The 23,386-nt window shown below is 63.1% G+C and carries 22 protein-coding genes; 8 read left to right on the plus strand and 14 right to left on the minus strand.

Going from position 1 to position 23,386, the window contains the following annotated elements:
* Positions 1–7: 7 nt before the first annotated feature.
* Positions 8–1,093: an NAD-dependent epimerase/dehydratase family protein gene (locus tag ACYVNQ_RS05730; protein ID WP_460901326.1), complete on the minus strand. Its 1,086-nt coding sequence runs from the start codon at positions 1,091–1,093 to the stop codon at positions 8–10.
* 84 nt (positions 1,094–1,177) lie between these two features.
* Between ACYVNQ_RS05730 and ACYVNQ_RS05735 the strand changes: the two genes are divergently transcribed.
* The 3 genes from ACYVNQ_RS05735 (at position 1,178) to ACYVNQ_RS05745 (ending at position 4,184) form a co-directional block, all read left to right on the plus strand.
* Complete coding sequence (locus ACYVNQ_RS05735) at positions 1,178–2,209, plus strand: CDP-6-deoxy-delta-3,4-glucoseen reductase (protein ID WP_460901327.1); 1,032 nt, start codon at positions 1,178–1,180, stop codon at positions 2,207–2,209.
* 294 nt (positions 2,210–2,503) lie between these two features.
* A complete protein-coding gene (locus ACYVNQ_RS05740) occupies positions 2,504–3,688 on the plus strand; it encodes an acetylornithine transaminase (RefSeq protein WP_460901328.1) in 1,185 nt (394 codons plus the stop codon).
* Positions 3,689–3,707: 19 nt separating this feature from the next.
* Positions 3,708–4,184: a GNAT family acetyltransferase gene (locus tag ACYVNQ_RS05745; RefSeq protein WP_460901329.1), complete on the plus strand. Its 477-nt coding sequence runs from the start codon at positions 3,708–3,710 to the stop codon at positions 4,182–4,184.
* 168 nt (positions 4,185–4,352) lie between these two features.
* Here the strand turns inward: ACYVNQ_RS05745 and ACYVNQ_RS05750 are convergent, their stop codons facing one another.
* From ACYVNQ_RS05750 to ACYVNQ_RS05780, 7 genes are all read right to left on the minus strand, one after another.
* Positions 4,353–5,069, minus strand: a complete 717-nt coding sequence (locus tag ACYVNQ_RS05750) for an ABC transporter ATP-binding protein (RefSeq protein ID WP_460901331.1) — start codon at positions 5,067–5,069, stop codon at positions 4,353–4,355.
* Positions 5,069–5,845: an ABC transporter ATP-binding protein gene (locus ACYVNQ_RS05755; protein WP_460901333.1), complete on the minus strand. Its 777-nt coding sequence runs from the start codon at positions 5,843–5,845 to the stop codon at positions 5,069–5,071. The genes ACYVNQ_RS05750 and ACYVNQ_RS05755 overlap by 1 nt, the downstream gene beginning before the upstream one ends.
* Positions 5,846–5,859: 14 nt before the next feature.
* Positions 5,860–7,029: an ABC transporter permease subunit gene (locus tag ACYVNQ_RS05760; protein ID WP_460901334.1), complete on the minus strand. Its 1,170-nt coding sequence runs from the start codon at positions 7,027–7,029 to the stop codon at positions 5,860–5,862.
* A 23-nt stretch (positions 7,030–7,052) separates the two neighbouring features.
* Entirely contained in the window at positions 7,053–8,003 is a 951-nt protein-coding gene (locus ACYVNQ_RS05765; RefSeq protein WP_460901336.1) for a branched-chain amino acid ABC transporter permease, read from the minus strand.
* 233 nt (positions 8,004–8,236) lie between these two features.
* Positions 8,237–9,445, minus strand: a complete 1,209-nt coding sequence (locus ACYVNQ_RS05770) for a branched-chain amino acid ABC transporter substrate-binding protein (RefSeq protein ID WP_460901338.1) — start codon at positions 9,443–9,445, stop codon at positions 8,237–8,239.
* A gap of 582 nt (positions 9,446–10,027) precedes the next feature.
* Positions 10,028–10,987: a 4-hydroxy-3-methylbut-2-enyl diphosphate reductase gene (ispH, locus tag ACYVNQ_RS05775; protein WP_460901339.1), complete on the minus strand. Its 960-nt coding sequence runs from the start codon at positions 10,985–10,987 to the stop codon at positions 10,028–10,030.
* A gap of 2 nt (positions 10,988–10,989) precedes the next feature.
* On the minus strand, positions 10,990–11,445 hold the full coding sequence (locus tag ACYVNQ_RS05780) for an FKBP-type peptidyl-prolyl cis-trans isomerase (RefSeq protein ID WP_460901340.1): 456 nt from the start codon (positions 11,443–11,445) through the stop codon (positions 10,990–10,992).
* A gap of 240 nt (positions 11,446–11,685) precedes the next feature.
* On the opposite strand from ACYVNQ_RS05780, the gene radC reads away from it, so the two are divergent.
* The 4 genes from radC (at position 11,686) to nadB (ending at position 15,006) form a co-directional block, all read left to right on the plus strand.
* The gene (radC, locus tag ACYVNQ_RS05785) at positions 11,686–12,393 is read left to right on the plus strand and encodes a RadC family protein (RefSeq protein WP_460901388.1); all 708 of its coding nucleotides are present in this window, start codon (positions 11,686–11,688) and stop codon (positions 12,391–12,393) included.
* Between the two features lie 317 nt (positions 12,394–12,710).
* Complete coding sequence (rpmB, locus tag ACYVNQ_RS05790) at positions 12,711–12,944, plus strand: 50S ribosomal protein L28 (protein WP_007586227.1); 234 nt, start codon at positions 12,711–12,713, stop codon at positions 12,942–12,944.
* 10 nt (positions 12,945–12,954) lie between these two features.
* Positions 12,955–13,122, plus strand: a complete 168-nt coding sequence (rpmG, locus tag ACYVNQ_RS05795; RefSeq protein ID WP_087733803.1) for a 50S ribosomal protein L33 — start codon at positions 12,955–12,957, stop codon at positions 13,120–13,122.
* A 276-nt stretch (positions 13,123–13,398) separates the two neighbouring features.
* Positions 13,399–15,006, plus strand: coding sequence for an L-aspartate oxidase (gene nadB / locus ACYVNQ_RS05800; RefSeq protein WP_460901390.1), 1,608 nt, complete (start codon positions 13,399–13,401; stop codon positions 15,004–15,006).
* 121 nt (positions 15,007–15,127) lie between these two features.
* Here nadB and nadC read toward each other — a convergent pair whose 3' ends face one another.
* The 6 genes from nadC to purN form a co-directional block, all read right to left on the minus strand.
* The gene (nadC, locus tag ACYVNQ_RS05805; RefSeq protein ID WP_460901341.1) at positions 15,128–16,033 is read right to left on the minus strand and encodes a carboxylating nicotinate-nucleotide diphosphorylase; all 906 of its coding nucleotides are present in this window, start codon (positions 16,031–16,033) and stop codon (positions 15,128–15,130) included.
* Entirely contained in the window at positions 16,033–17,163 is a 1,131-nt protein-coding gene (gene nadA, locus ACYVNQ_RS05810; protein ID WP_460901343.1) for a quinolinate synthase NadA, read from the minus strand. The genes nadC and nadA overlap by 1 nt, the downstream gene beginning before the upstream one ends.
* A gap of 164 nt (positions 17,164–17,327) precedes the next feature.
* Positions 17,328–18,524 (minus strand): DesA family fatty acid desaturase, encoded by a 1,197-nt coding sequence (locus ACYVNQ_RS05815; protein WP_460901345.1) that lies wholly within the window; start codon positions 18,522–18,524, stop codon positions 17,328–17,330.
* A gap of 257 nt (positions 18,525–18,781) precedes the next feature.
* Positions 18,782–20,140, minus strand: a complete 1,359-nt coding sequence (locus ACYVNQ_RS05820; protein WP_460901346.1) for a mechanosensitive ion channel family protein — start codon at positions 20,138–20,140, stop codon at positions 18,782–18,784.
* Between the two features lie 79 nt (positions 20,141–20,219).
* Positions 20,220–21,479 (minus strand): RsmB/NOP family class I SAM-dependent RNA methyltransferase, encoded by a 1,260-nt coding sequence (locus ACYVNQ_RS05825; RefSeq protein ID WP_460901347.1) that lies wholly within the window; start codon positions 21,477–21,479, stop codon positions 20,220–20,222.
* Positions 21,476–22,153, minus strand: coding sequence for a phosphoribosylglycinamide formyltransferase (gene purN / locus ACYVNQ_RS05830; protein ID WP_460901348.1), 678 nt, complete (start codon positions 22,151–22,153; stop codon positions 21,476–21,478). Before purN ends, ACYVNQ_RS05825 begins: the two co-directional genes overlap by 4 nt.
* A gap of 118 nt (positions 22,154–22,271) precedes the next feature.
* Here purN and ACYVNQ_RS05835 point away from each other — a divergent pair, with 118 nt between their 5' ends.
* Positions 22,272–23,276 (plus strand): bifunctional riboflavin kinase/FAD synthetase, encoded by a 1,005-nt coding sequence (locus ACYVNQ_RS05835; RefSeq protein WP_460901349.1) that lies wholly within the window; start codon positions 22,272–22,274, stop codon positions 23,274–23,276.
* Positions 23,277–23,386: the final 110 nt, after the last annotated feature.

Here is a 23,386-nt window from a genome sequence, read left to right on the forward strand (position 1 = left end):
GCCGCTCCTAGCCGCCGTCAGCCTGCCGCGCGCGCACCGTGCGCAGAAACTCATCGACGTCGCGATAGCGCAAGCGCACTTTCAACTCGTCGATCAGACGCACGTTCGCGAGTTGCCGCGACTCACGCATGAACGACAGCATCATCGGCTCCAGTTGCCGCTCCGCCGCTTCGCGCGAAATGCGCGGCGCACGCGCGACGCCATACGCATCGGCGACGCGGTCGAAATACTCGCCCATCTTCAGCGTGCTGTCGTCCGATGCGTGGATCACACGCGACGGCCGGCCGTGCGTCGTCATGCGCAGCAGGATTGCCGCGAGATCGTCCGCGTGAATGTGATTGGTGTAGACGTCGTCGGCATCGACGAGCGCCGGGGTGCGCTTTGCCAGCCGTGCGAGCGGCAGCCGGTTGCCCGCATAAATGCCGGGAATGCGCGCGATGCATGCGCTGAGCGCGCCACGCGCGGCCGCTTGCCGCAGTTGCCGTTCCGCCGACACGCGACGCATCGCGCGCGCATTGGCCGGTGCGACCGTGCGCGTTTCGTCGATCAGCGCGCCGCCGCAGTCGCCGTAGACCCCCGACGTACTCGCATAGACGATGCGCGGCGTCACACGCCGCAGCGCGGCTCGTAACGGGGCGTCGGGTACAATGGCGGTCTGTGCCGCGTGGCGTGGCGGATTGCCGGCGTGGTTGCCCGCGTGGTTGCCGATCCGCGCTGCGGCGCGCAGGCGGCGCTGCCGTCCGACGGGCGCATGCGCGGCCCGCGCGAAACGCGCCGTAGCGCGAACACGAGGCGCAGTAAGCGCGGCAAGCAGCGCGCGCGTGCGGCTATCTTCAGCGCCATCCTTTTGCGGAGGCGCAAGATGCAGCACGACAGGCGCGAGCCCCGCCAGACGTTTGAGGCTGCGCGGCGCGTCCAGATCGCCGACCAGCGGCGTGACGCCCGCCGCGCGCAAAGGTGCGCGACGTTCGGCATGGCTGGTCAGCGCAAAGATATGGGCGCGGTGCTGTAGTTGTTCGACGCAGCGCATGCCGACATCGCCGCAACCGACGATCAGCACGCGCGGCCGGCGCAAGGTTCGTGTCGCATTCATCGTGCACGCATTGTAGCCGCGCGCGGCCGCTGGCACCGGACACCACGCACGGGTTACTACTGACTTTAGAATCGATCAATCTTTATGGCATTTAACGTAACACTGCGGCAGAGCGGCCGGCAGTTTCAGGTAGAACCCGACGAACCGGTCCTGACCGCCGCACTGCGCCAGGGCATCGGCCTGCCGTACGGCTGCAAGAACGGCGCGTGCGGCTCGTGCAAGGGAGCCGTGGTGAGCGGCCAGGTCGAGCAGCGGCCGCATTCTTCGTCGGCGCTGTCGAACGACGAGAAAACCCGCGGCATGGCGCTGTTCTGCTGCTCGACCGCGAGCTCAGACCTCGAGATCGATATTCGCGAAGTGGCGGGCGTCGGCGACGTGCAGGTGAAGAAGCTGCCATGCCGCGTCAATGTGATCGAGCGCAAGGCCGACGACGTCGTCGTGCTGAAGCTGCAATTGCCGGCCAACGAACGCCTGCAGTATCTGGCCGGCCAGTACCTCGAATTCATCCTGAAGGACGGCAAGCGCCGCAGCTATTCGATGGCCACGCCACCGCACAGCGAAGGGCCGCTCGAATTGCACATCCGCCATATGCCGGGCGGCGCATTCACCGACCACGTGTTCAGCGCGATGAAGGAACGCGACATCCTGCGCTTCGAGGCGCCGCTCGGCACGTTCTTCCTGCGCGAGGATTCGGACAAGCCGATCCTCCTGCTCGCATCGGGCACCGGCTTCGCGCCGCTGAAGGCGATCGTCGAGCATGCGGTGTTCAAGAACCTGCAGCGGCCGATCACCCTCTATTGGGGCGCGCGCCGCAAGAAAGACCTGTATCTGCTCGAACTCGCCGAGCAATGGGCGAAAGAGATTCCCAACTTCAAATTCGTACCGGTGCTGTCCGAGCCGGACCCGGGCGACGCATGGACCGGCCGCACCGGCTTCGTTCATCGTGCGGTCATCGAAGATCTGCCAGACTTGTTGGCCTACCAGGTGTACGCATGTGGCGCACCGGTGATGGTCGAATCAGCGCAGCGCGACTTTACGCAGCATCATCGCCTGCCCGAAGACGAGTTCTATGCGGATTCCTTTACCAGCGCAGCCGATCTCGCGCATCCGGTCTGAGCGGTCGGATGCAAATTTCGGGTTTACACCGCCGCCGCCCTTGTCGTATTCTTGCGCGCATGAACCGCATCCACTCCGAACTCCGACGTCGCCGCTCACCGCTCCCCTAGGGGCGCCTGGCTTCGTTACGGATTCGCGTTGTTACAGCGTTCGCTGTTCGAATCATGAAAGCCACGGCATGCCGTGGCTTTTTTTGTTTGTACGTCCGCTTGTGCGTTTGTTTGTGCCGCCGTTCACCGTTACCCGCGCCGTCTTTGTCCGGTCTTTCATCCTTGCTGCCTGGAGCCTGTCGCCATGAATTTCAATGAGTACCCGATCGAGTCGCTGATGTACATCACGAACCGGCCCGAAATCGTCTTTACGCACGGCAAGGGCTCGTGGCTGCACGACAACACCGGCAAGCGCTACCTGGACTTCATTCAGGGGTGGGCGGTCAACGCGCTCGGCCACTGCAACGACGGCATGATCGAGGCACTGAACCAGCAGGCGCGCCAGCTGATCAACCCGTCGCCGGCGTTCTACAACGAGCCGATGGCGAAGCTCGCCGGCCTGCTCACGCAGCACAGCTGCTTCGACAAGGTGTTCTTCGCGAACAGCGGCGCCGAGGCGAACGAAGGCGCGATCAAGCTCGCGCGCAAGTGGGGCAAGAAGTTCAGGAACGGCGCGTACGAGATCATCACGTTCGATCACAGCTTCCACGGCCGCACGCTGGCCACCATGTCGGCCAGCGGCAAGCCGGGCTGGGACACGATCTATGCGCCGCAGGTGCCGGGTTTTCCGAAGGCCGATCTGAACGACATCGCGTCGGTCGAGAAGCTGATCAACGATAAAACCGTCGCCGTGATGCTCGAGCCGATCCAGGGCGAAGGCGGCGTGATTCCGGCCACGCGCGAATTCATGCAGCAACTGCGCGAGCTGACGAAGAAGCACAACATGCTACTGATCGTCGACGAAGTGCAAAGCGGTTGCGGCCGTGCGGGCACGCTGTTCGCGTACGAGCTGTCGGGCGTCGAGCCGGACGTGATGACGCTCGGCAAGGGCATCGGCGGCGGCGTGCCGCTCGCGGCGCTGCTGTGCAAGAGCGAATGCCAGGTGTTCGAAGCCGGCGATCAGGGCGGCACCTATAACGGCAATCCGCTAATGACGGCGGTCGGCTACTCGGTGATCTCGCAACTGACCGCGCCGGGTTTCCTCGAAGGCGTGCGCGAGCGCGGCGAATATCTGCGTGCGCAATTGCTGCAGTTGTCGGAGGAGCGTGGGTTCGAGGGCGAGCGCGGCGAAGGGCTGCTGCGCGCGCTGCTGCTTGGCAAGGACATCGGCAACCAGATCGTCGAGAAGGCGCGCCTGATGCAGCCGGATGGCCTGTTGCTGAATGCCGCGCGGCCGAACCTGCTGCGCTTCATGCCGGCGCTGAACGTCACGAAGGACGAGATCGACCAGATGATGAAGATGCTGCGCACCGTGCTGGATTCGCTGTGAGCAACGGGAGAATATGACGATGAGCGCACCGTCCAAGGTCTCGATCCGCTGCTTCGATGCTGGCGATACCGAGCAGGTGATCGCACTGTGGCGCGACGCGTTTCCCGAGTATCGCGATACGACGAGGCCGCAACGCGACCCGCGTCTGTCTATTGCGAACAAACTGGCGACGCAGCCCGAACTGTTTTTCGTCGCGGTGGACGGTGTGCGGGTGGTTGGCACCGTGATGGCCGGTTACGACGGACATCGCGGCTGGATGTATTCGCTGGCGGTCGATACCGCGCTGCGCCGGCATGGTGTCGGCACACGGCTCGTGCGACAGGTGGAGGCGGTGCTTGCTGAACGCGGGTGCCCGAAGGTCAATCTGCAGGTGCTGAGCGCGAAGGCCGAAGTGAGGTCGTTTTACGAACGGCTCGGGTATCGGATGGATGAAGTGGTTAGCTTGGGCAAGCGGCTCGGCGCGCTGGCCGATGTGGTTGAAGCGCGCCCTGCGTGAGTTGATGGCGTAGCGCCGATGCGACGCGGCGCAAGCAAGCAACCCAGGCGAGCCTCTGCGCACAAATAACAAGGGCCGCGTGCATTGCAGCACGCGGCCCTTGTTTTTGACATCATCGTCAAATAACTTGATCCAGCAAACTGGCGAGTTATATGTCAAACGCCACGATTACTCGCCGAGATACGCCGCCCGCACCTTCGGATCGTCCAGCATCTGCTTCGCGTCGCCGGACATCGTGACCAGACCCGAGTCCATCACGTAGCCACGGTTCGCCGCTTGCAGCGCGAGGCGAGCGTTCTGCTCGACCAGCAGCACGGTCATGCCTTCACCCGAAATCGCGCGCACCACTTCGAAGATCTTCTCGACCATGATCGGCGAAAGACCCATCGACGGTTCATCCAGCAGCAACAGCTTCGGCTTCGAGATGATCGCGCGCGCCATCGCCAGCATCTGCTGTTCGCCGCCGGACAGCGTACCGGCCAGCTGCGTCGCCCGCTCCTTCAGACGCGGGAAGAAACCGAACATCCGGTCGACGTCTTGCTTGATACCGTCGGTGTCCTTGCGCAGATAGGCGCCCATCTGCATGTTCTCGAGAATCGACATGCGCGCGAAAATGCCGCGGCCTTCCGGCACCATCGCGAGGCCGCGCTTGAGCAGCTCATGCGCAGGCAGGCCCTTGATCGACTGGCCCATGTACTCGATGTCGCCCGACGAATACGGCTTGAGGCCGGTAATCGCCTTCATCGTGGTGGTCTTGCCCGCGCCGTTCGCGCCGATCAGCGTGACCAGCTCGCCCTGCGCGACTTCCATGTCGACACCCTTGACCGCCTGGATGCCGCCATAGTTGACCTGCAGGCCCTTGATTTTCAACATTGCCGTAGCCATCAGTGGACCCCCGCGCCGAGATATGCCTCGATCACCTTCGGGTCTTTCTGCACGTCGTGCGGCAGACCCTCGGCGATCACCTTGCCGTAATCGAGCACTGTCATCCGGTTGCACAGGCCCATCACCAGTTTCACGTCGTGCTCGATCAGCAGGATCGTCTTGCCGTCGGCGCGAATCTTGTCGAGCAGCCTGGTCAGCTCGACCTTTTCGGTCGCGTTCATGCCGGCGGCCGGTTCGTCGAGCGCGAGCAGCTTCGGATCGGTCGCGAGCGCGCGAGCGATTTCAAGCCGGCGCTGGTGACCGTACGACAGGTTGCGCGACGTGTAGTCGGCGTATTGCAGCACGCCGACATATTCGAGCAGCTCGAGCGCGCGTTCCTTGATTTCGCGCTCTTCCTTGCGCTCGGCCGGCGTCTGGAACACCGCGCCGATCAGGCCGTGTTTGGTGCGCACGTGACGGCCCACCATCACGTTTTCCAGCGCGGTCATGCCGCCGAACAGACGGATGTTCTGGAAGGTGCGCGCGATGCCCGCCTTCGCGACCTGATACACCGCGGTCGGCGTGTAGTTCTGGCCATCGAGCTTGAACTCGCCCGAATCCGGCGTGTAGAGCCCGGTAATCACGTTGAAGAAGGTCGTCTTGCCGGCGCCGTTCGGGCCGATCAGGCCGTAAATCGTGCCTTCCTCGATCTGCAGTCCCACTTCGGAGAGAGCTTGCAGGCCGCCGAAGCGCTTATTGACGCCCTTGACGGACAGTCGGATGTTTTTGTCGCTCATGGTGGTCTCTCCGATCACGCGCGCACCGGCTTCTTGCCGTTGCGCTTCGACAGTCTGGCAATCTTGTCTTCGTGCTTTGGCGCGGGCCACAAGCCTTCCGAGCGGTACAGCATGATCAGCACCATCGCGAGTGCGTAGACCAGCTGGCGGATCACTTCGGTATCGACGATTTCATGGCCGAACAGGAAGTGTTGCAGCGGACCCATCGTGGAACGCAAGAATTCCGGCAACACGGCGAGCAGCACCGCGCCGAGAATCACGCCCGGAATGTGACCCATACCGCCGAGCACCACGCACGCGAGCACGACGATCGATTCCGGCAGCGTGAACGATTCCGGTGACACAAAGCCCTGGAACGCACCGAACATCGCGCCCGACAAACCGCCGAACGACGCGCCCATCGCGAACGCGAGCAGCTTCACGTTACGGGTGTTGATACCCATCGCCTTGGCGGCGATTTCGTCTTCGCGGATCGCCGCCCATGCGCGGCCGATACGCGAATGCTGCAGGCGCGTGCAGACCCAGATCACGAACAGCGCGCACAGCACGAACAGGTAGTAATACATGTACACGGTCGGGAACTTGAGCCCGAGGAACGTGTGCGTCTGCGACAGGTTGAAGCCGACGACCGTCACCGGATCGATCGCGGTAATGCCCTTCGGACCGTTGGTGATGTTCAGCGGGCGGTCGAGGTTGTTCAGGAAAATCCGGACGATTTCCCCGAAGCCCAATGTGACGATCGCGAGGTAGTCGCCGCGTAGACGCAGTGTTGGCGCACCCAGCAGCACGCCGAACAGCGCCGCCACCGCCATCGCGCACGGCACGATGATGATGAACGGCACGTGCAGCCCGTTCGGCGCGAGCGCCGCGATCCACTCGAACTGCGACGACAGATGCGGCGACGACAGCAGCGCCGCGGTGTATGCGCCCACCGCATAGAACGCGATGTAGCCCAAATCCAGCAGGCCGGCGAAGCCGACCACCACGTTCAGGCCTAGCGCGAGCATCACGTACAGCATCGCGAAGTCGAGCACGCGCACCCAGTAGTTGCCGCCTGCCGCGCCGATGATCATCGGCGCCGCGACCACGAGCACGGCGGTAATGAGGCCGACCACCAGCGTCTTCGTGATGTTCTTCTCGGGGATCAGCGTCGTGGACGGCTCGATCGGTTGAATAGAGGTCATGTTATCTGCTCCTTATCCCTGTATCAGGCGCGATCCGCGACACGCTCGCCGAGCAGACCCGACGGACGAAACACCAGCACGATGATCAGCACGATGAACGCAAACACGTCCTGGTAGTTACTGCCGAAGACGCCGCCGGTCAGGTTGCCGATGTAGCCGGCGCCCAACTGTTCGATCAGACCGAGAATCACACCGCCCACCATCGCGCCGCCGAGGTTGCCGATACCGCCCAGCACCGCCGCGGTGAACGCCTTCAGGCCGGGGATGAAGCCCATATAGAAGTGCGCGTTGCCGTATTCCGACGCAATCATCACGCCCGCCAGCGCGGCCAGAGCCGAGCCGATCATGAAGGTGGCGGAGATCACGAAGTTCGGGTTCACCCCCATCAGCGACGCATTGGCCGGGTTCTCGGCGATCGCGCGCATCGCGCGGCCGAGCTTGGTTTTGTGCACCAGCAGCAGCAGGCCGCCCATCACGAGGAACGCGACCACGATGATGACGATTTCAGTCATCGAGATCACCGCGCCCGGGTTGTTCTCGCCGGCCTTGATCACGTTCAGCGGATCGGTAGGCAGCAGTTGCGGGAACGCCAGTGGGTTGCGCGACCAGATCATCATCGCGAGCGTCTGCAGCAGGATCGACACGCCGATCGCGGTGATCAGCGGCGCGAGCCGAGGCGCGCGGCGCAATGGCCGGTAGGCGACCCGCTCGATCGTGTAGCCGACCGCCGCGCACACGATGGCGGCAATGATCAGTGCGATGATCAGCGTCGGTATGTTGCCGAGGCCGGGGAAATGGTTCTGCAGCACGCCGATCGCGGATAGCGCAACCATCGCGCCCACCATCAACACATCGCCGTGCGCGAAGTTGATGATCCCCAGAATGCCGTAAACCATCGTGTAGCCCAGTGCGATGATGGCGTAGACGCTGCCAAGCACCAGCCCGTTGATGATCTGCTGGATGAAGATATCCATTTAATGCTCCTTAGCCCGTGCGACTGGGATTCACGTTCCTCGCCACGCACCGCCCGGCTGGTGGTGGTGAAGCACGGAATCGCAACGGCACTGCGGGTACTGATGTAAAAGACCGGTAAGGGTTATTCGCGCCGCACGCTATGCCCGCTGGTTCGCAGCGGCGGTCGCGTTCGAGGCGGATGCAAAAACGGCACCGACGGATAGTTCGGTGCCGCCACGCGGTGTTCCCGTCATTACATCTTCACGACGTCGAGGACGTTCTTCTTGCCGTCCTTGAAGTCGTAAAGCGTAATGGCGCCTTCTTTCAAATCACCCTTGTCGTCGAATGCGATGTGTCCGATCACCCCGTTGTAATCGGTGGACGGCATCGCAGCCAGCACCTTGGGCGCGTCGATCGAATTGGCGCGCTTCATTGCGTCGACGATCACGTATACAGCGTCGTACGTGAACGGTGCGTAAATCTGCACCGGCGTGTGGAAGCGGTCCGTGTACTTCTTCTCGAAGTCCGCGCCCCGCTCCATTTTCGAAAGCGCCAATCCCGCTTCCGAGCAAACGAGGTTCTGCACGGCTTGACCCGCCAGTTCCCCAACCTTGTCGGTGCACACACCGTCGCCGCCAAGGATTTTTGCCTTGATACCGAGCGCCGCCGCCTGCTTCGCAAACGGGCCACCCGTCGCGTCCATGCCGCCGAACATGATGGCGTCCGGCGAGGCGCTCTTGATCTTCGTCAGGATCGACCGGAAATCCGTCGCCCGGTCGTTCGTCGCTTCGCGGGCGACGATCGTTGCACCGCCTGCTTCGGCGGTTTTTGCGAATTCGTCGGCAAGTCCCTTGCCGTATGCCGTCGCATCGTCGACTACCGCGATGCGCCGTGCGTTCAGTACCTTGGTCGCGTAGTTGGCCAGCGCCGGACCTTGCTGCGCATCGGTCGCCACTACGCGGTAGGTCGTCTTGAAGCCCTGCTGCGTGTACGCCGGGTTGGTCGACGACGGCGAGATCTGCACGATGCCCGCATCGCTGTAGATCTTCGAAGCCGGAATCGACACCCCCGAATTCAGATGGCCGACCACCCCAACCACGTGGTCGTCGACGAGGCGCTGCGCGACCTGCGTGCCCGTCTTCGGGTCGCCGGCGTCGTCTTGCGCGTCGAGCTCCAGCTGAATCTTGTGGCCGTCGATGGTCAGACCTTGTGTGTTGATTTCTTCGACTGCGAGCCGCGCCCCATTTTCATTGTCCTTGCCCAGATGCGCGATCGCGCCCGTCAGCGGTGCCGCATGGCCGATTTTTACGACAGTTGCTGCGTTTGCGTCGCTGGCCGGAACCGCGGCGGCCGATGCCGCCGATGCACCGATGCCCGCTTCGCCGTCGTTCTTCTTGCTGCACGCGGTGGTCATCACGACCGCGGCCGCGATGGACACGGCGAAAGCAAACTTGAAATGCATTAAAGAGGTCTCCCGCGCCTTGCAAAATCCATTGTTCAGAAGCGCCTGAAGCCTTAAGAACGCGCGCATTGTAACTCCAATTATGGGATGGTCAATATCGTTGAATGCGCAGGGTTTTCCTGCATTGCAACCTGATTTTGGGAGTCATACCCACGGATTGGCGCAACCAGGTTGCGATTCTGCTGCGGTGCATGAGTTGCACCGGCGGCGAGCAAGGGCCTCCTGCACTGCGGCTTGACTGGCGGGCGATTGCGCCAGCCTGCATGGATTTGCGAGCCACGCGGGCATGAGTAAACCAGATGGCAGTGGTGCGTCAATTTGGTGCATCGAACGGCATTTTCTCGCATCGCGATCCCTAATTAAAAAAGGGTACGATTACCGGCTTACGGTCAAAATACCCGTCCAAATTCACAAAGAATGTGCGTCCCGGCACATCTGGGACGACTCATTCTCGTGATGTGGCACTTATATTTTGTCGGCAATCGGAAACCGGAGGCAAAAAAAAGCGCGCCTCGAGGGCGCGCCTTATGTACATCGCCTTGCAATGATGGGGAATGATCCTGCGGCGAAACTTACGCGGTTTCAGCCCGGCAGACCCAGACCGCGCGGCAGCGGGAACGCGATGTTCTCTTCGATGCCTTCGAGCGCACGCACATTGCGCACGCCCATTTCGCGCAGACGCCCGATCACCGCCTGTGCCAGCGCCTCCGGCGCCGACGCGCCGGCGGTCACGCCGATGCGGCGTTTGTCGATTACCCATTGCGGGTCGATCTGATCCGGCGAATCGACCATATAAGCCGGCACACCGAGCTTTTCCGCCAGTTCGCGCAGGCGGTTCGAATTCGAACTATTGGGGCTTCCGACCACGATCACGACGTCGCACTGCGGCGCCATGAACTTCACCGCGTCCTGACGGTTCTGCGTCGCGTAGCAGATGTCCTGCTTTTTCGGCTCACGGATTTCCGGATATTTGGCCTTCAGCGCCGCGATAATTTCGGCCGCGTCGTCGATCGATAGCGTGGTTTGCGTAACGAGCGCAATCCGGTCCGGGTCGGCCAACTCGAGCGTCTGCACGTCTTCGAGGTCTTCGACCAGATACATGCCCTGCTCGGTCTGGCCCATCGTGCCCTCGACTTCCGGGTGGCCCTTGTGGCCGATCATCACGATATCGAAGCCTTCAGCGCGCATCTTCGCGACTTCGATGTGCACCTTGGTGACGAGCGGGCAGGTCGCGTCGTACACCCGCAGGCCACGCGCCTCGGCCTCGGTGCGCACCGCCTTCGACACGCCGTGCGCACTGAAGATCACCGTGCTGCCGGCCGGCACTTCGTCGAGTTGCTCGATGAAGATCGCGCCTTTCTTGCGCAGATCTTCGACGACATACGCGTTGTGGACGATTTCGTGGCGCACGTAGATCGGCGCCCCGTACAGCTTGATCGCGCGTTCGACGATTTCGATCGCACGATCGACGCCGGCACAGAACCCGCGTGGCTGCGCCAGCAGGATTTCCGTTTCGGCGAGAGTCGTATCCATGATGCTCATAATTACAGGATTCCGATGATTTTCACTTCGAACTCGAGCGCCTGGCCGGCGAGCGGGTGATTGAAGTCGAACAGCGCCGACGTTTCTCCCACTTCCTTCAGCACGCCCGCATAACGGCCGCCGCCCGGTGCATTGAATTCGACGAGATCGCCGGGAGAAAAATCCTCGCCGATCATGCTGTTTTCGCGCAGCGTGGCGAGCGACACCCGCTGAATCAGTTCCGGATTGCGCGGCCCAAAGGCCGCATCCGACGTTAGCCGAAAGGTCGAATGGTGGCCGACCTTCAAACCCAGCAAAATATCTTCCAGAGGCGGTGCCAGTTGGCCCGCACCCAGGAGCAACGTGGCCGGCTTGTCGGCGAAGGTGCTGACGATTTCGGCGCCATCGGCAAGCGAAAGCCGGTAATGAAGCGTGACGTGCGACCCGGGTTTCACTTCGGAGATGTCGATGATGCTCATGCAGTTCTCATTCGGTCGGAATGCACGAGGTGCGCGCCGCGGTAGCGCCGGCGGGCTTCGTGGCAACCCGGGCAGCGGCCCGGGCCGCCGGCGCAGCCCGGCGAGCGTTGCGCCGGGGCGCCCCGCGCAAAAGCTCCATTGTAAGTCACATACGCGGTGCCGGCTCAGCTCGCGCACCTGCGGCGGGAAGCCGCGCGGCGGCTGGCTGGGGAGGGCCGCATCATGAGCGACGCCGTATGTATGGCGCCAGAAGCGCGCACCCGCAAGCGCGCGCGGCGGCTGTGCGGGCGCCCGCTGAACGATATGCCACGCGAGCGCCTGCTCAAGAATGGCGCCTCGACCCTGTCCGACACCGATCTGATCGCGTTGATTCTCGGCTCGGGCCTGCCCGGCTTAAACGTATTCGAGATAGCGGCCGCGCTACGCGAGCGCTTCGGCTCGATGCGGGCTATGCTGAACGCCACTGAGAGCGACTTCGACGGCCTGCGCGGCATCAAGCGCGGGAAAATCGCGCAGTTGCTTGCGATTCTCGAAATGGCACGCCGGGCGCTTGGCGAGGAAATGGAGGAACGCTCGCTAATGGATTCGCCCGAGGCCGTACAAGACTACCTGCGCTTGACGATCGGCATGCGGCCGAATGAAGTGTTCGTCAGCTTGTACCTCGATGCGCGCCACCGGCTGATCCTGCCGGAGGAATCCACGCGCGGGTCGCTCACGCGCATGGCGGTCTATCCGCGCGAAATCGCACGCCGCGCCCTGCAACTCAACGCGGCAAGCGTAATCGTCGCGCACAACCATCCGTCCGGCGCGGTCACCCCCAGCGCCAGCGACCGTCAGCTGACGCACGCGCTGCGCGACACACTCGCGCTGATCGACGTGCAACTGGTCGATCATTTCGTGATCGGCGCACGCGAAACCTTCTCCTTTGCGCGCGCCGGCTGGCCGTGACCGTTGTAGCGCATGGTGGCGCGTTGTGCGCTGTAATGGCAGAATCCCGGCGCGGCACGGAACACCGTGCCGCCGTACTTCAGCAGCCCGGATGCCGCAAATAAGTTTGATTTTGCGGGATTTTCTCTGCTAGAATCTCGGTTTGCCTCTTTCCAAACCACCAACCCTGTTCGCAGCGGCCGTCATGGGCCACCGGGAAACGACGGGAATTATCGGTTAAGCGCTATCGGCCTTTTTGATAGCAACTGCCGGCACCTCGTTCCAGGAAACTTATATGTTGCTCGAACGCAGAATTTAAGCGTATTAGGAGTGCTCTCATGGCACGCGTATGCCAAGTAACTGGGAAAGCGCCGATGAGCGGCAACAACGTTTCCCACGCGAACAACAAGACCAAGCGTCGTTTTCTTCCGAACCTGCAAAACCGCCGTTTCTGGGTTGAAAGCGAAAATCGTTGGGTGCGTCTGCGCGTTTCGAACGCCGGCCTGCGCCTGATCGACAAGAACGGCATCGACACCGTGCTCGCCGACCTGCGCGCACGCGGCGAAGCCTAAGGAGCACATCATGGCCAAAGGCGCACGCGACAAGATCAAGCTGGAATCGACTGCCGGCACGGGTCACTTCTACACGACCACGAAGAACAAGCGCAACATGCCGGAAAAGATGGAGATCAAGAAGTTCGATCCCGTCGTCCGCAAGCATGTGGCGTACAAGGAAACCAAGATCAAGTAAGGTCTGGCTCCTGCATGAAAAAGCCCCGCACTCGTGCGGGGCTTTTTGTTTTTGCGCGTCTCACGTTGCGCCGATTCGATGTGCGGGCGCTTCGCCGCCGCCTGGTGCCCGGCCACTTTTGCCGCTTTTTGTTGCTCTGCACCTCCAGGCCCTCGCCGATTTTTCCGCCATTGGCCGTTCGGCCAGCTTTTCCTCACGGTCTGCGGCGCGTATGCTCACTGATTCTTTACCGGTGCGTGACAAAGCACGCGCGAGATCAGCGGGAATATGACGGAGATGCAGCAGATGAATTTCGATGTAGCAATTGTCGGGAGCGGCCTTGCGGGCTTGAGCGTCGCGTTGAACCTCGCGCAAACGCGGCGGGTTGCGGTCATCGCGAAGCGCTCGGTAACGGAAGGCGCGAGCGACTGGGCACAAGGCGGCATCGCTGCCGTACTCGATTCGGCGGACAGCGTCGAAAACCACGTGCGCGATACGCTGGTAGCCGGCGCCGGTCTGTGCGACGAAGCCGCCACGCGTTTTATCGTCGAGCACGGCCGCGAAGCAATCGAATGGCTGATCGAACAAGGCGTGCCGTTCACTAAAGACGACGCCGCCGAGCTAGGCTTCCATCTCACCCGCGAAGGCGGTCACAGCCACCGGCGCATCATCCATGCGGCCGATGCGACCGGCCACGCGGTCGTTGCCACGCTCACCGAGCGCGTGCGCAATCACCCGAACATCACGCTGTTCGAAGACCACTACGCGATCGACCTGATCACGTCGGACCGTCTCGGTCTGCCGGGGCGCCGCTGCCATGGGCTCTATGCGCTCGATCTGGACAGCGGCCGCACCGTCACGATCGAGGCGCCGCACACGGTGCTTGCCACTGGCGGCGCGGGCAAGGTCTATCTGTACACCACCAATCCCGACACGGCGACCGGCGACGGCATTGCAATGGCGTGGCGGGCCGGCTGCCGCGTTGCGAACATGGAGTTCATCCAGTTCCACCCCACGTGCCTGTTCCACCCGTACGCGAAGTCGTTTCTGATTTCGGAAGCAGTACGTGGCGAAGGCGGCCTGCTGAAGCTGCCGGACGGCACCCGCTTCATGCCGGCGCATGACGAGCGCGCCGAACTCGCGCCACGCGACATCGTCGCGCGTGCAATCGACTTCGAGATCAAGAAGCGCGGCATCGACTGTGTGTACCTCGATATCAGCCATCAGCCTGCGGCGTTTTTGCAAGAGCACTTCCCGACCATCCTCGCGCGCTGCCTCGAATTCGGCATCGACATCACGAAGCAGCCGATTCCGGTTGTGCCGGCCGCGCACTATACGTGTGGCGGCGTCGTCACGGACCTCGCAGGGCGCACGGATCTGGCGGGGCTGTACGCAGTAGGCGAGACGTCCTGCACGGGCCTGCACGGCGCAAACCGGCTGGCCAGCAATTCGCTGCTCGAATGTCTCGTGATCGGTCGCTCGGCGGCCGCGGCCATCGAGCAGGAAGGCTTCGGCGCAGCGGTGCACGCACCACTGCCGGACTGGGACGAAAGCCGTGTGTCCGATCCGGACGAAGAAGTGGTGGTCGCGCACAACTGGGACGAACTGCGCCGTCTGATGTGGAATTACGTCGGCATTGTGCGTACCGACAAGCGTCTCGCACGCGCCAGACATCGCATTGCATTGTTGCGCGACGAGATCCACGAGTACTACGCGAACTTCAAGGTAAGCCGCGATCTGCTCGAACTGCGTAACCTGCTCGACGTCGCATCGTTGATCGTCGAAGGCGCAAGGTCGCGGCGCGAAAGCCGCGGGTTGCACTTCAGCCGCGACTGGCCCGCAGCATTGCCGAAAGCGCTGCCCACCGTGCTGTCGCCGGAACGCGTGCCTTGCCGGCAAATCTGATCGGGCCCGGCCACAAGTAGAAAGGCCATCGCGCGCGTAGCGCAGCGATGGCCTTTCAGCGATTCCCCTTCGGTGCTAAACGTGCGAGCAAACGCACGCGGCCTGCGGCCGGATTACCGCATCAAACGATCCGCATCGAGAAATCCGTCGCGCGAACGTCCTTCGTCAACCCACCAACCGAAATGCGGTCTACGCCGGTCTCGGCAATCGTGACGATCGTGTCGAAGTTCACTCCACCGGAGACCTCGAGCACCGCTCGCCCTGCAGTGATCCTCACCGCGTCGCGCATCGCTTCGAATGAGAAGTTGTCGAGCAGGACCGAGCGTGCGCCGTGTGCAAGCGCGGTTTCGAGTTGCTCGAGCGTTTCGACTTCGATCTGAATCGGCACCTTTGCTTCGAGTGCTAACGCAGCATCCATTGCCGCGGCAACACCGCCCGCCGCCGCAATGTGGTTTTCCTTGATCAGCACGCCGTCGTACAGTGCAAGCCGTTGATTCGCGCCACCACCCACCCGCACGGCGTACTTTTGCGCAAGCCGCAAGCCCGGCAGGGTCTTGCGCGTATCGAGCACGCGCGCGTGCGTATGGCTGATCGCATCGGCGAAACGGCGCGTGGCGCTCGCGACACCGGATAGCATCTGCAGAAAGTTCAAGCCGTTGCGCTCGGCCGTCAGCAGCGAACGTGCCGGGCCGCGCAGCGTGCAGACGGTCGTGTCCGCGGTCATCCGGTCGCCCTCGCGATAGCGCCAGCGCACGTCGATACGCGGATCGACGCGGCGCATCACTTCGCCGAACCACATCACGCCGCACAGCACGGCCTCTTCGCGCACGATAATGCGCGCGTCGCGCATTTCATCGGCCGGGACGAGCAGACCCGTCACATCGCCCGTGCCGACGTCTTCAGCCAGCGCATCGGCGACATTGCGCTCCAGCGCAGCATCGAACGCAGCGCCGTACTGCGCGCGAATCTCTTCAAACAACGGCGAAACCACGTCGCCCAGATAGTTTTGCTGCCCGCTTTCGACCATCAGGCGGCTCCCACATTCGAATACAGCGCGCCGTCGCGTGCCAGGTCGCCGCTCGCTTGCACGCGCTTCTTGTGACGCGCCGCGAAATCCAGCATCCGGTCGATCGGCAAACGCGCACGCGCACCGATTGCCGGATCGACGAAAATCTCGTTATGGCCGCGTTCGAGCACGTCGGCCAGATTCGCGAGCCCGTTCATCGCCATCCACGGGCAATGCGCGCAGCTTTTGCACGTTGCGCTGTTGCCTGCTGTCGGCGCTTCGATAAAGGTCTTGCCCGGTGCCGCGAGACGCATCTTGTGCAAGATGCCGAGATCGGTCGCGACGATAAAATGCGTCGCATCGAGTCGCACCGCCGCGTCGATCAGTTGCGTAGTCGAGCCCACCACGTCCGCCTGCGCAACCACGCCCTCCGGCGACTCCGGATGGACCAGCACTTTCGCATCCGGGTACTCGGCTTTCAGCAAGTCGAGTTCGATGCCTTTGAACTCGTCATGCACGAGACACGAGCCCTGCCACAGCAGCATGTCGGCGCCGGTCTTTTTCTGGATGTAGCCACCAAGGTGACGATCCGGCGCCCAGATGATCTTTTCGCCCTTCGCATGCAGATCGGCGACGATCTCGAGACCGATCGACGACGTCACCATCCAGTCCGCGCGCGCCTTCACTGCGGCGCTGGTGTTCGCATAAACCACTACCGTGCGATCGGGGTGCGCATCGCAGAACGCCGAAAACTCGTCCGCAGGGCAGCCCAGATCGAGCGAACAGGTGGCATCGAGATCGGGCATCAGAATGCGTTTGTCCGGGCTCAGGATTTTCGCTGTTTCGCCCATGAATTTGACGCCGGCCACCACCAGAGTCTGCGCGTCGTGATCGCGCCCGAAGCGCGCCATCTCCAGCGAGTCGGCCACGCAGCCGCCGGTCTCGTCAGCGAGTTCCTGCAATTCCGCGTCGACATAGTAGTGCGCGACAAGCACGGCCTTTTCACGCTTGAGCAACGCACGAATGCGCTCTTTCAGCTCGTGCCGCTGCTGCACCGACGGCATGTCCGGCACTTTGGCCCATGCTTCGCCGACCCCACACGTCAAGCCCTGCGGACGGTCGTATTCGACGGTCCTGATTACCTGGTTCATCGTTTCCTCAGCCCGGACAAGCGGCCCCCAATTGCGATTTCGAAGGCCCAGAATGCGCAAAACCCCGCCAAGGCGGGGTTTTGACGTTTCCAAAGTTTAATGGATTTCGCCGGCTAGAGCGCAACGCTGCAAGCAGCTTGGGCGCAGCGCTGCAAAGGGGCAGCTCAGGCGTAACGCCGCAAGCGCAGTGCGAATTCCTGCAGCGCCTTGATACCGCTTTGCTCGGCGCGATGACACCAGTCCTGCAATTGCACGAGCAGTTGTTCGCGCGATGCGTTCGAGCGTTCCCAGATCGACGCCAGCTCATTGCGCAGTTCGATAAACGTGCGCAGCTTCTGGCTGTTCGCGAAGATTTGCGGCAACTGACGCTTCTGCGGCTCGTCCAGCCCGGCCTCTTCCTTGTGGAACCAGTTACGCGCGCCTCGCATCAGTTGATACTTCTCGCGCGCGCCTACTTCCTTCAGATGAGCAAGTTCCTGGCGATACGCCTGCTTCAGCGCCTTGCCGTAACGCGCCATCACTTCGTAGCGGTTGGCGAGCACGGCCTGCAGCGTGTCCTGATCGAGCACGAGCTTGCCGGAGCCGAGACGCGGCGTCGGCGCGACCTTCTTCACTTTGGCGAGCCGCAACGCAGACATGATGCGGATGTACATCCAGCCGATATCGAACTCGAACCACTTGTTCGACAGCTTGGCAGACGTCGCATACGTGTGGTGATTGTTATGCAGTTCTTCGCCGCCGATCAGAATGCCCCACGGGAAGATGTTGGTGGACGCATCGGCGGAATTGAAGTTGCGATAACCCCAGAAGTGCGCAAGACCGTTGACCACACCCGCCGCCCAGAACGGAATCCAGATCATCTGCACGGCCCATACGGAGAGGCCGACGATGCCGAACAGCGCCACGTCGATCACCATCATCACGCTGATGCCGAGAATCGGGAACTGCGTGTAGACGTTGCGCTCGATCCAGTCGTTCGGCGTGCCGTGGCTGAACTTGCGCAGCGTTTCTTCGTTCTTTGCTTCAGTGCGATAGAGCTCGGCGCCTTCGAGCAGCACCTTCCAGATGCCACGCGTTTGCGGGCTATGCGGATCTTCTTCGGTCTCGCATTTGGCGTGGTGCTTGCGATGGATCGCCGCCCACTGGCCAGTCAGCATGCCGGTGGACATCCACAACCAGAAGCGGAAAAAATGACTGGCGATCGGATGCAACTCAAGCGCGCGATGCGCCTGGCAGCGATGCAGATACACGGTCACGCCAACGATGGTCACGTGCGTGACGGCCAGCGTGTACAACACGATTTGCCACCACGAGAAGCGCAGCAGGCCGTTGGCAAGGAAATCAAGCAGGGAATTCAACAAGGCAATTTACCTGTGGAACGGAAGCGACAAGAAACAAACCGAAAACAAACCGAAACGACACGAGTGCAAGCATACACGGGCGTGTCAAACAAACGAAAGCATGTGGCAAAATTCGACCGCCATTTTACTTGAATCGTTCCAAGTCGTTGAGAAAAATAAGAAATTTGTTGTGCCGCATCAATTGAAACGACAGTCACAATGCGCGACGAGCAGCAACGCACTTCGCATTGAAGGCCAATGAAAGCGCTTGAGCCTTGTCAGGCGGCGCTTCCAGGCTCGCTCGCGGCAACACCGGTCAAGCTTACCGGCGGCAAAGCGTCACTGCTACCGACGATGCGGATCTCGCGTTGCGCATAAGGAATCGAGATTCCGTTCGCGGCGAACAGCCGCCACATATTCTGATTGACAGCAGAACGCACGCCTGAGGTTCCGGTGGCCGCATCCGCCACCCAGTAGCCGAGCTCGAAATTGATGCCGTCGGGGCCGAAGCCAACCAGATACGGCGTCGGCGCGGGGTCCTGCAACACCCGCTCGACACCGTTCGCCGCTTGCGCCAACAGGGCCATTACCTTGTCGACGTCGGCAGAAAATGCAACCTGCACGGTCGCCTTGACGTGGCCACGCGTCAGATATGACGACTGGTTCTGCACGACATCCGTGATCAGCCGCTCATTCGGAATCAGCGTCTCGATGCCATCGAGGCCGCGCACCACCGTATAGCGGGTGCGGATCTGCGTGACCTGCCCCTGCAGCCCGCCGACGTTGATCGTGTCGCCGATGCGCAGCGACCGGTCGATCAGGATGATGAAGCCCGACACATAGTTGCTGGCGATCTTCTGCAAACCGAAGCCGAGCCCGACGCCGAGCGCACCGCCAAACACGCCAAGCACGGTGATGTCGATGCCAACCAGCGACAGGCTGATCAGCACCGCAGCAAGCACGAACAACGCGCGGCCGACACGCGCCAGCACGACTTTCAGGTTCGCGTCGAGCGAACCGGCACGCATCACGCGTTCCTCGAACGCCGCGCCAAGCCACATCGCGACCACCATCGTCACGCACACCCACAGCATCCCCGACACCAGCGAAAGCAGCGTGATGTGCGTATTCGCGACCGGAAAGCGCACGCCGGCCATCCACGCGAGCACGTCGCCCTGAATGCCGGCCACGGTGAGCACCATGCCCACCCACACGACGATCGACACCAGCTTCTCGACCAGCGACAGCCACGTGTGCGTGTGCCCGTCGCCGCCGAACACGCGCCGCGCGAAGTAGAACACGATGTAGATGAGCGCGATGCCGGCGAGCGGCACCAGCGCGAGATCGAGCAGCGTCGTGTGGATAAAGCGCGCGACGATGGCGCGCGCGATCCAGACGAACAACGCACCGAGCAACGGGAAGAGCGCGCGGTTCAGCGCCTCGGCACCGAAGCGCAGCGCCTGATAAGCCTGATACCGCGACTCGCGACGCGCGTCGAGCACGCGGCGCAGCACGCGCGCGAGCAGCCACGCCGCCAGCAGCGTGCAGGCCAGCACACCGATCTGCCACAGCACGACCGGTTGCCCGATGTCTCGCAGCAAATCGCCGAGCGTTTCGAAGAGCGGAGAACTTTGCATGATCGCCAGCGTGGTTCGGAGGGCGCCGCTTACCGGTTCGCGCAGCCTGCGTCAGTGGGCAGCCGTCGGTTATCGGCGGTCAGTCGCGCCGCTCGAGCACCGCGGCGAAGAAGCCGTCGGTCGCATGCCGGTGCGGCCACAACGACAGATAGTCGCCCGTATCCAGTTCGATGCGCTGCTCGGCCAGCACGTCACGCGCCGGCACCAGCGCGAAACCCGGATGCTCCGCCAGAAACTGCTCGACGATGCCCTGATTTTCCGCGTCGAGAATGCTGCACGTGGCGTACACCAGCCGGCCGCCCTTCTTCACCAGACGCGCGGCGCTCGCCAGAATCGACGCCTGCTTCGGCGTCAGCTCCTTGATCGACTCGGGCGACTGCCGCCACTTCAGATCCGGATTGCGACGCAGCGTGCCGAGGCCGCTGCACGGCGCATCGACCAGCACGCGATCGATCTTGCCGGCGAGACGCTTGATCTTCGCATCGTGTTCGCTGTCGATCAGCACCGGGTTCACGTTCGACAATCCGCTGCGCGCAAGGCGCGGCTTGAGCTTCGTAAGGCGCCGCTCGGCGACGTCGAACGCGTAGAGCCGACCGGTCGAGCGCATCATCGCGCCGAGCGCGAGCGTCTTGCCGCCCGCGCCCGCGCAGAAATCGACGATCATCTCGCCGCGCCGCGGCGCGACCAGCGAGCACAGCAACTGGCTGCCCTCGTCCTGCACTTCGAGCCAGCCGTCCTGGAACGCGTCGAGCTTGGTGAGCGGCGGCTTGCCCGCGACGCGCACGCCAAACGGTGCGAACGGCATCGCACCGGCTTCGATGCCGGCCTTGCCGAGCGCCTGCAGCACCTCGTCGCGGCTCGCCTTGATCGGATTCGCGCGCAGATCGAGCGGCGCCGGGTAGTTGAGCGATGCCGCGAGCTGCACCAGTTCCTCAGGCTCAAAACGCGTGGCCAGCGCTTCGTAGATCCAGTCCGGCAGATTCATGCGGATCCGCTGCGGCAGGCTGGTCGGGTCGATCTTCGAAACCCGTTCCAGCCAGTCGTTCTCGGCTTCGGAAACGAACGGCTTCAATGCCGTGCGGCCCGCCGTCTGCATCAGGCCGAGCAGCGTCAGCCGGCGCGCCGGGCTGCCGCTGCCGCTTTCGGCCAGGTGCGCAAATTCCATGCGCCGGCGCAGCACCGCGAACACCGCTTCGGCGATCACACCGCGCTCGCTATGGCCGAGTTTCGGATGCGCGCGGAAAAAGCGGCTAGTCGCCGCGTCGGCGGGGCCGGTGAAGGTCAGGACCTCAGCCAGCAATGTCTCGGTCTGGCCGATCAGAAAACCGTGCAACCTCATGCTTCCTCCGCGGCAGCGCCGCTATCAGCCTGTTGTTCGATACTTTCGAAGAAAAACCACTGCGCTTCAGGCGGGGTCAGCCTGACGCGCAAATTGTCCAGTGCCAGCCGCCCTTCGACGAACCAGCGCACCGCGCGCGGATAGATCACGTGCTCGGCGGCGAGCACCCGCGCCGCGAGCGCCGCGGCGTCGTCGCCGTCGCACACCGGCACCGCCGCCTGCGCGACGATCGGCCCGTGGTCGAGCGTCGGCGTGACGAAATGCACGGTCGCGCCGTGCACACGCACACCCGCGTCAAGCGCCTGCTGATGTGTTTTCAGCCCCGCGAAGCTCGGCAGCAACGACGGATGGACGTTGAGCATACGCCCCGCGTAGCGCGCGACGAACGGATCGGTCAATACGCGCATGAAGCCGGCTAGCACCACCAGATCCGGCGCGAAGCCGTCGATCAGGTTGGCGAGCGCCGTATCGAACGACAGACGATCGGGAAAACGGCGGTGATCCACCACCGCTGTAGGAATGCCCAACGACGCTGCGACCTGCAGTCCGGCGGCATCGGGACGGTTGGCAATCACGGCCGCGACCTGCGCCGGCCAGCGCTCGCGCGAACACGCGCGTACGATGGCTTCCATGTTGCTGCCCCGTCCAGAAATCAGAATGACGAGTTTTTTCATCCGTGGATTTTATCATCCGGCACCGGTCGAACCGCGACGCGACGCCGGGCGCGGCTCCGAGCGTTTATAATCGATTGTTTTGCGGGCAGCTGGCCCGCTTCTTTCATCGCCCGCTATCGTGAGAGTTTTTCGGGGTCTTCCCAATGCCGAGAGCCGTGCACCGTGCGCGCTCACCATCGGCAATTTCGACGGTGTCCATCGCGGCCATCAGGCGTTGCTCGCGCACGTGCGCGCGGCGGCCGACGCGCGCGGTCTGCCCGTCTGCGTGATGACCTTCGAGCCGCACCCGCGCGAATTCTTCAACCCGGCCAGCGCGCCGCCGCGTATCGCGATGCTGCGCGACAAGCTCGAGGCATTGCGTACCAACGGCGTCGATCGCGTGGTGGTCGAGCATTTCAATCAGACCTTCGCGAGCCAGTCTCCTGACGCGTTCGTCGAGCGGATCATCGTCAACGGGCTGCACGCGCGCTGGGTGATGATCGGCGACGACTTCCGCTACGGTGCGAAGCGCGCCGGCGATTTCGCTTCGCTGAAAACCGCGGGCGAGCGCTTCGGCTTCGAAGTCGAACAGATGGCAACGGTGGCCGATCCGTCGGGTGCGCGCATTTCCAGCTCGGGCGTGCGCGCCGCGCTGGTGTCGGGCGATCTCGACTCGGCACGCGCCGCGCTCGGCCGCGACTATCTGATCAGCGGGCATGTCGTGCACGGCCAGAAACTCGGCCGCGACCTCGGCTTTCCGACGCTGAACCTGCCGATCGCGCACAAGCGCCCGGCGCTGTCGGGCATTTTCGTGGTCCGCGTGCATGGCCTCGCAGATGAGCCGCTGCCGGGCGTCGCGAGCCTCGGCCTGCGCCCCACCGTCGACGATTCCGGCCGCGTGCTGCTCGAAGTGCACCTGCTCGACTGGCACGGCAACGCGTATGGCAAACTCGTGCGCGTCGAATTTCTGATCAAGCTGCGCGACGAGGAAAAATTCGTCGATATCGAAACGCTGGCCAAAGCCATCGCGCAAGACGTCGCCCACGCGCATGCATGGTTCTCGGCCAACGGCATGGCGGGCGAGGCAGCGCCGGGCAGCCGCACGACCGGCTTCTCGACGTCGGCCACCGACCGAATTAGATGACCGCCGCGGTACGTGCACGCAATGCGGCACGTACCCGCAGGCCGCGCGCCTCGAACGGCCGCCGCGAGTACGCGGTGCAACCCGCCGGGCACCGCCTGCGCCCATCGCGA

The organism is Paraburkholderia jirisanensis (genome assembly GCF_054782355.1).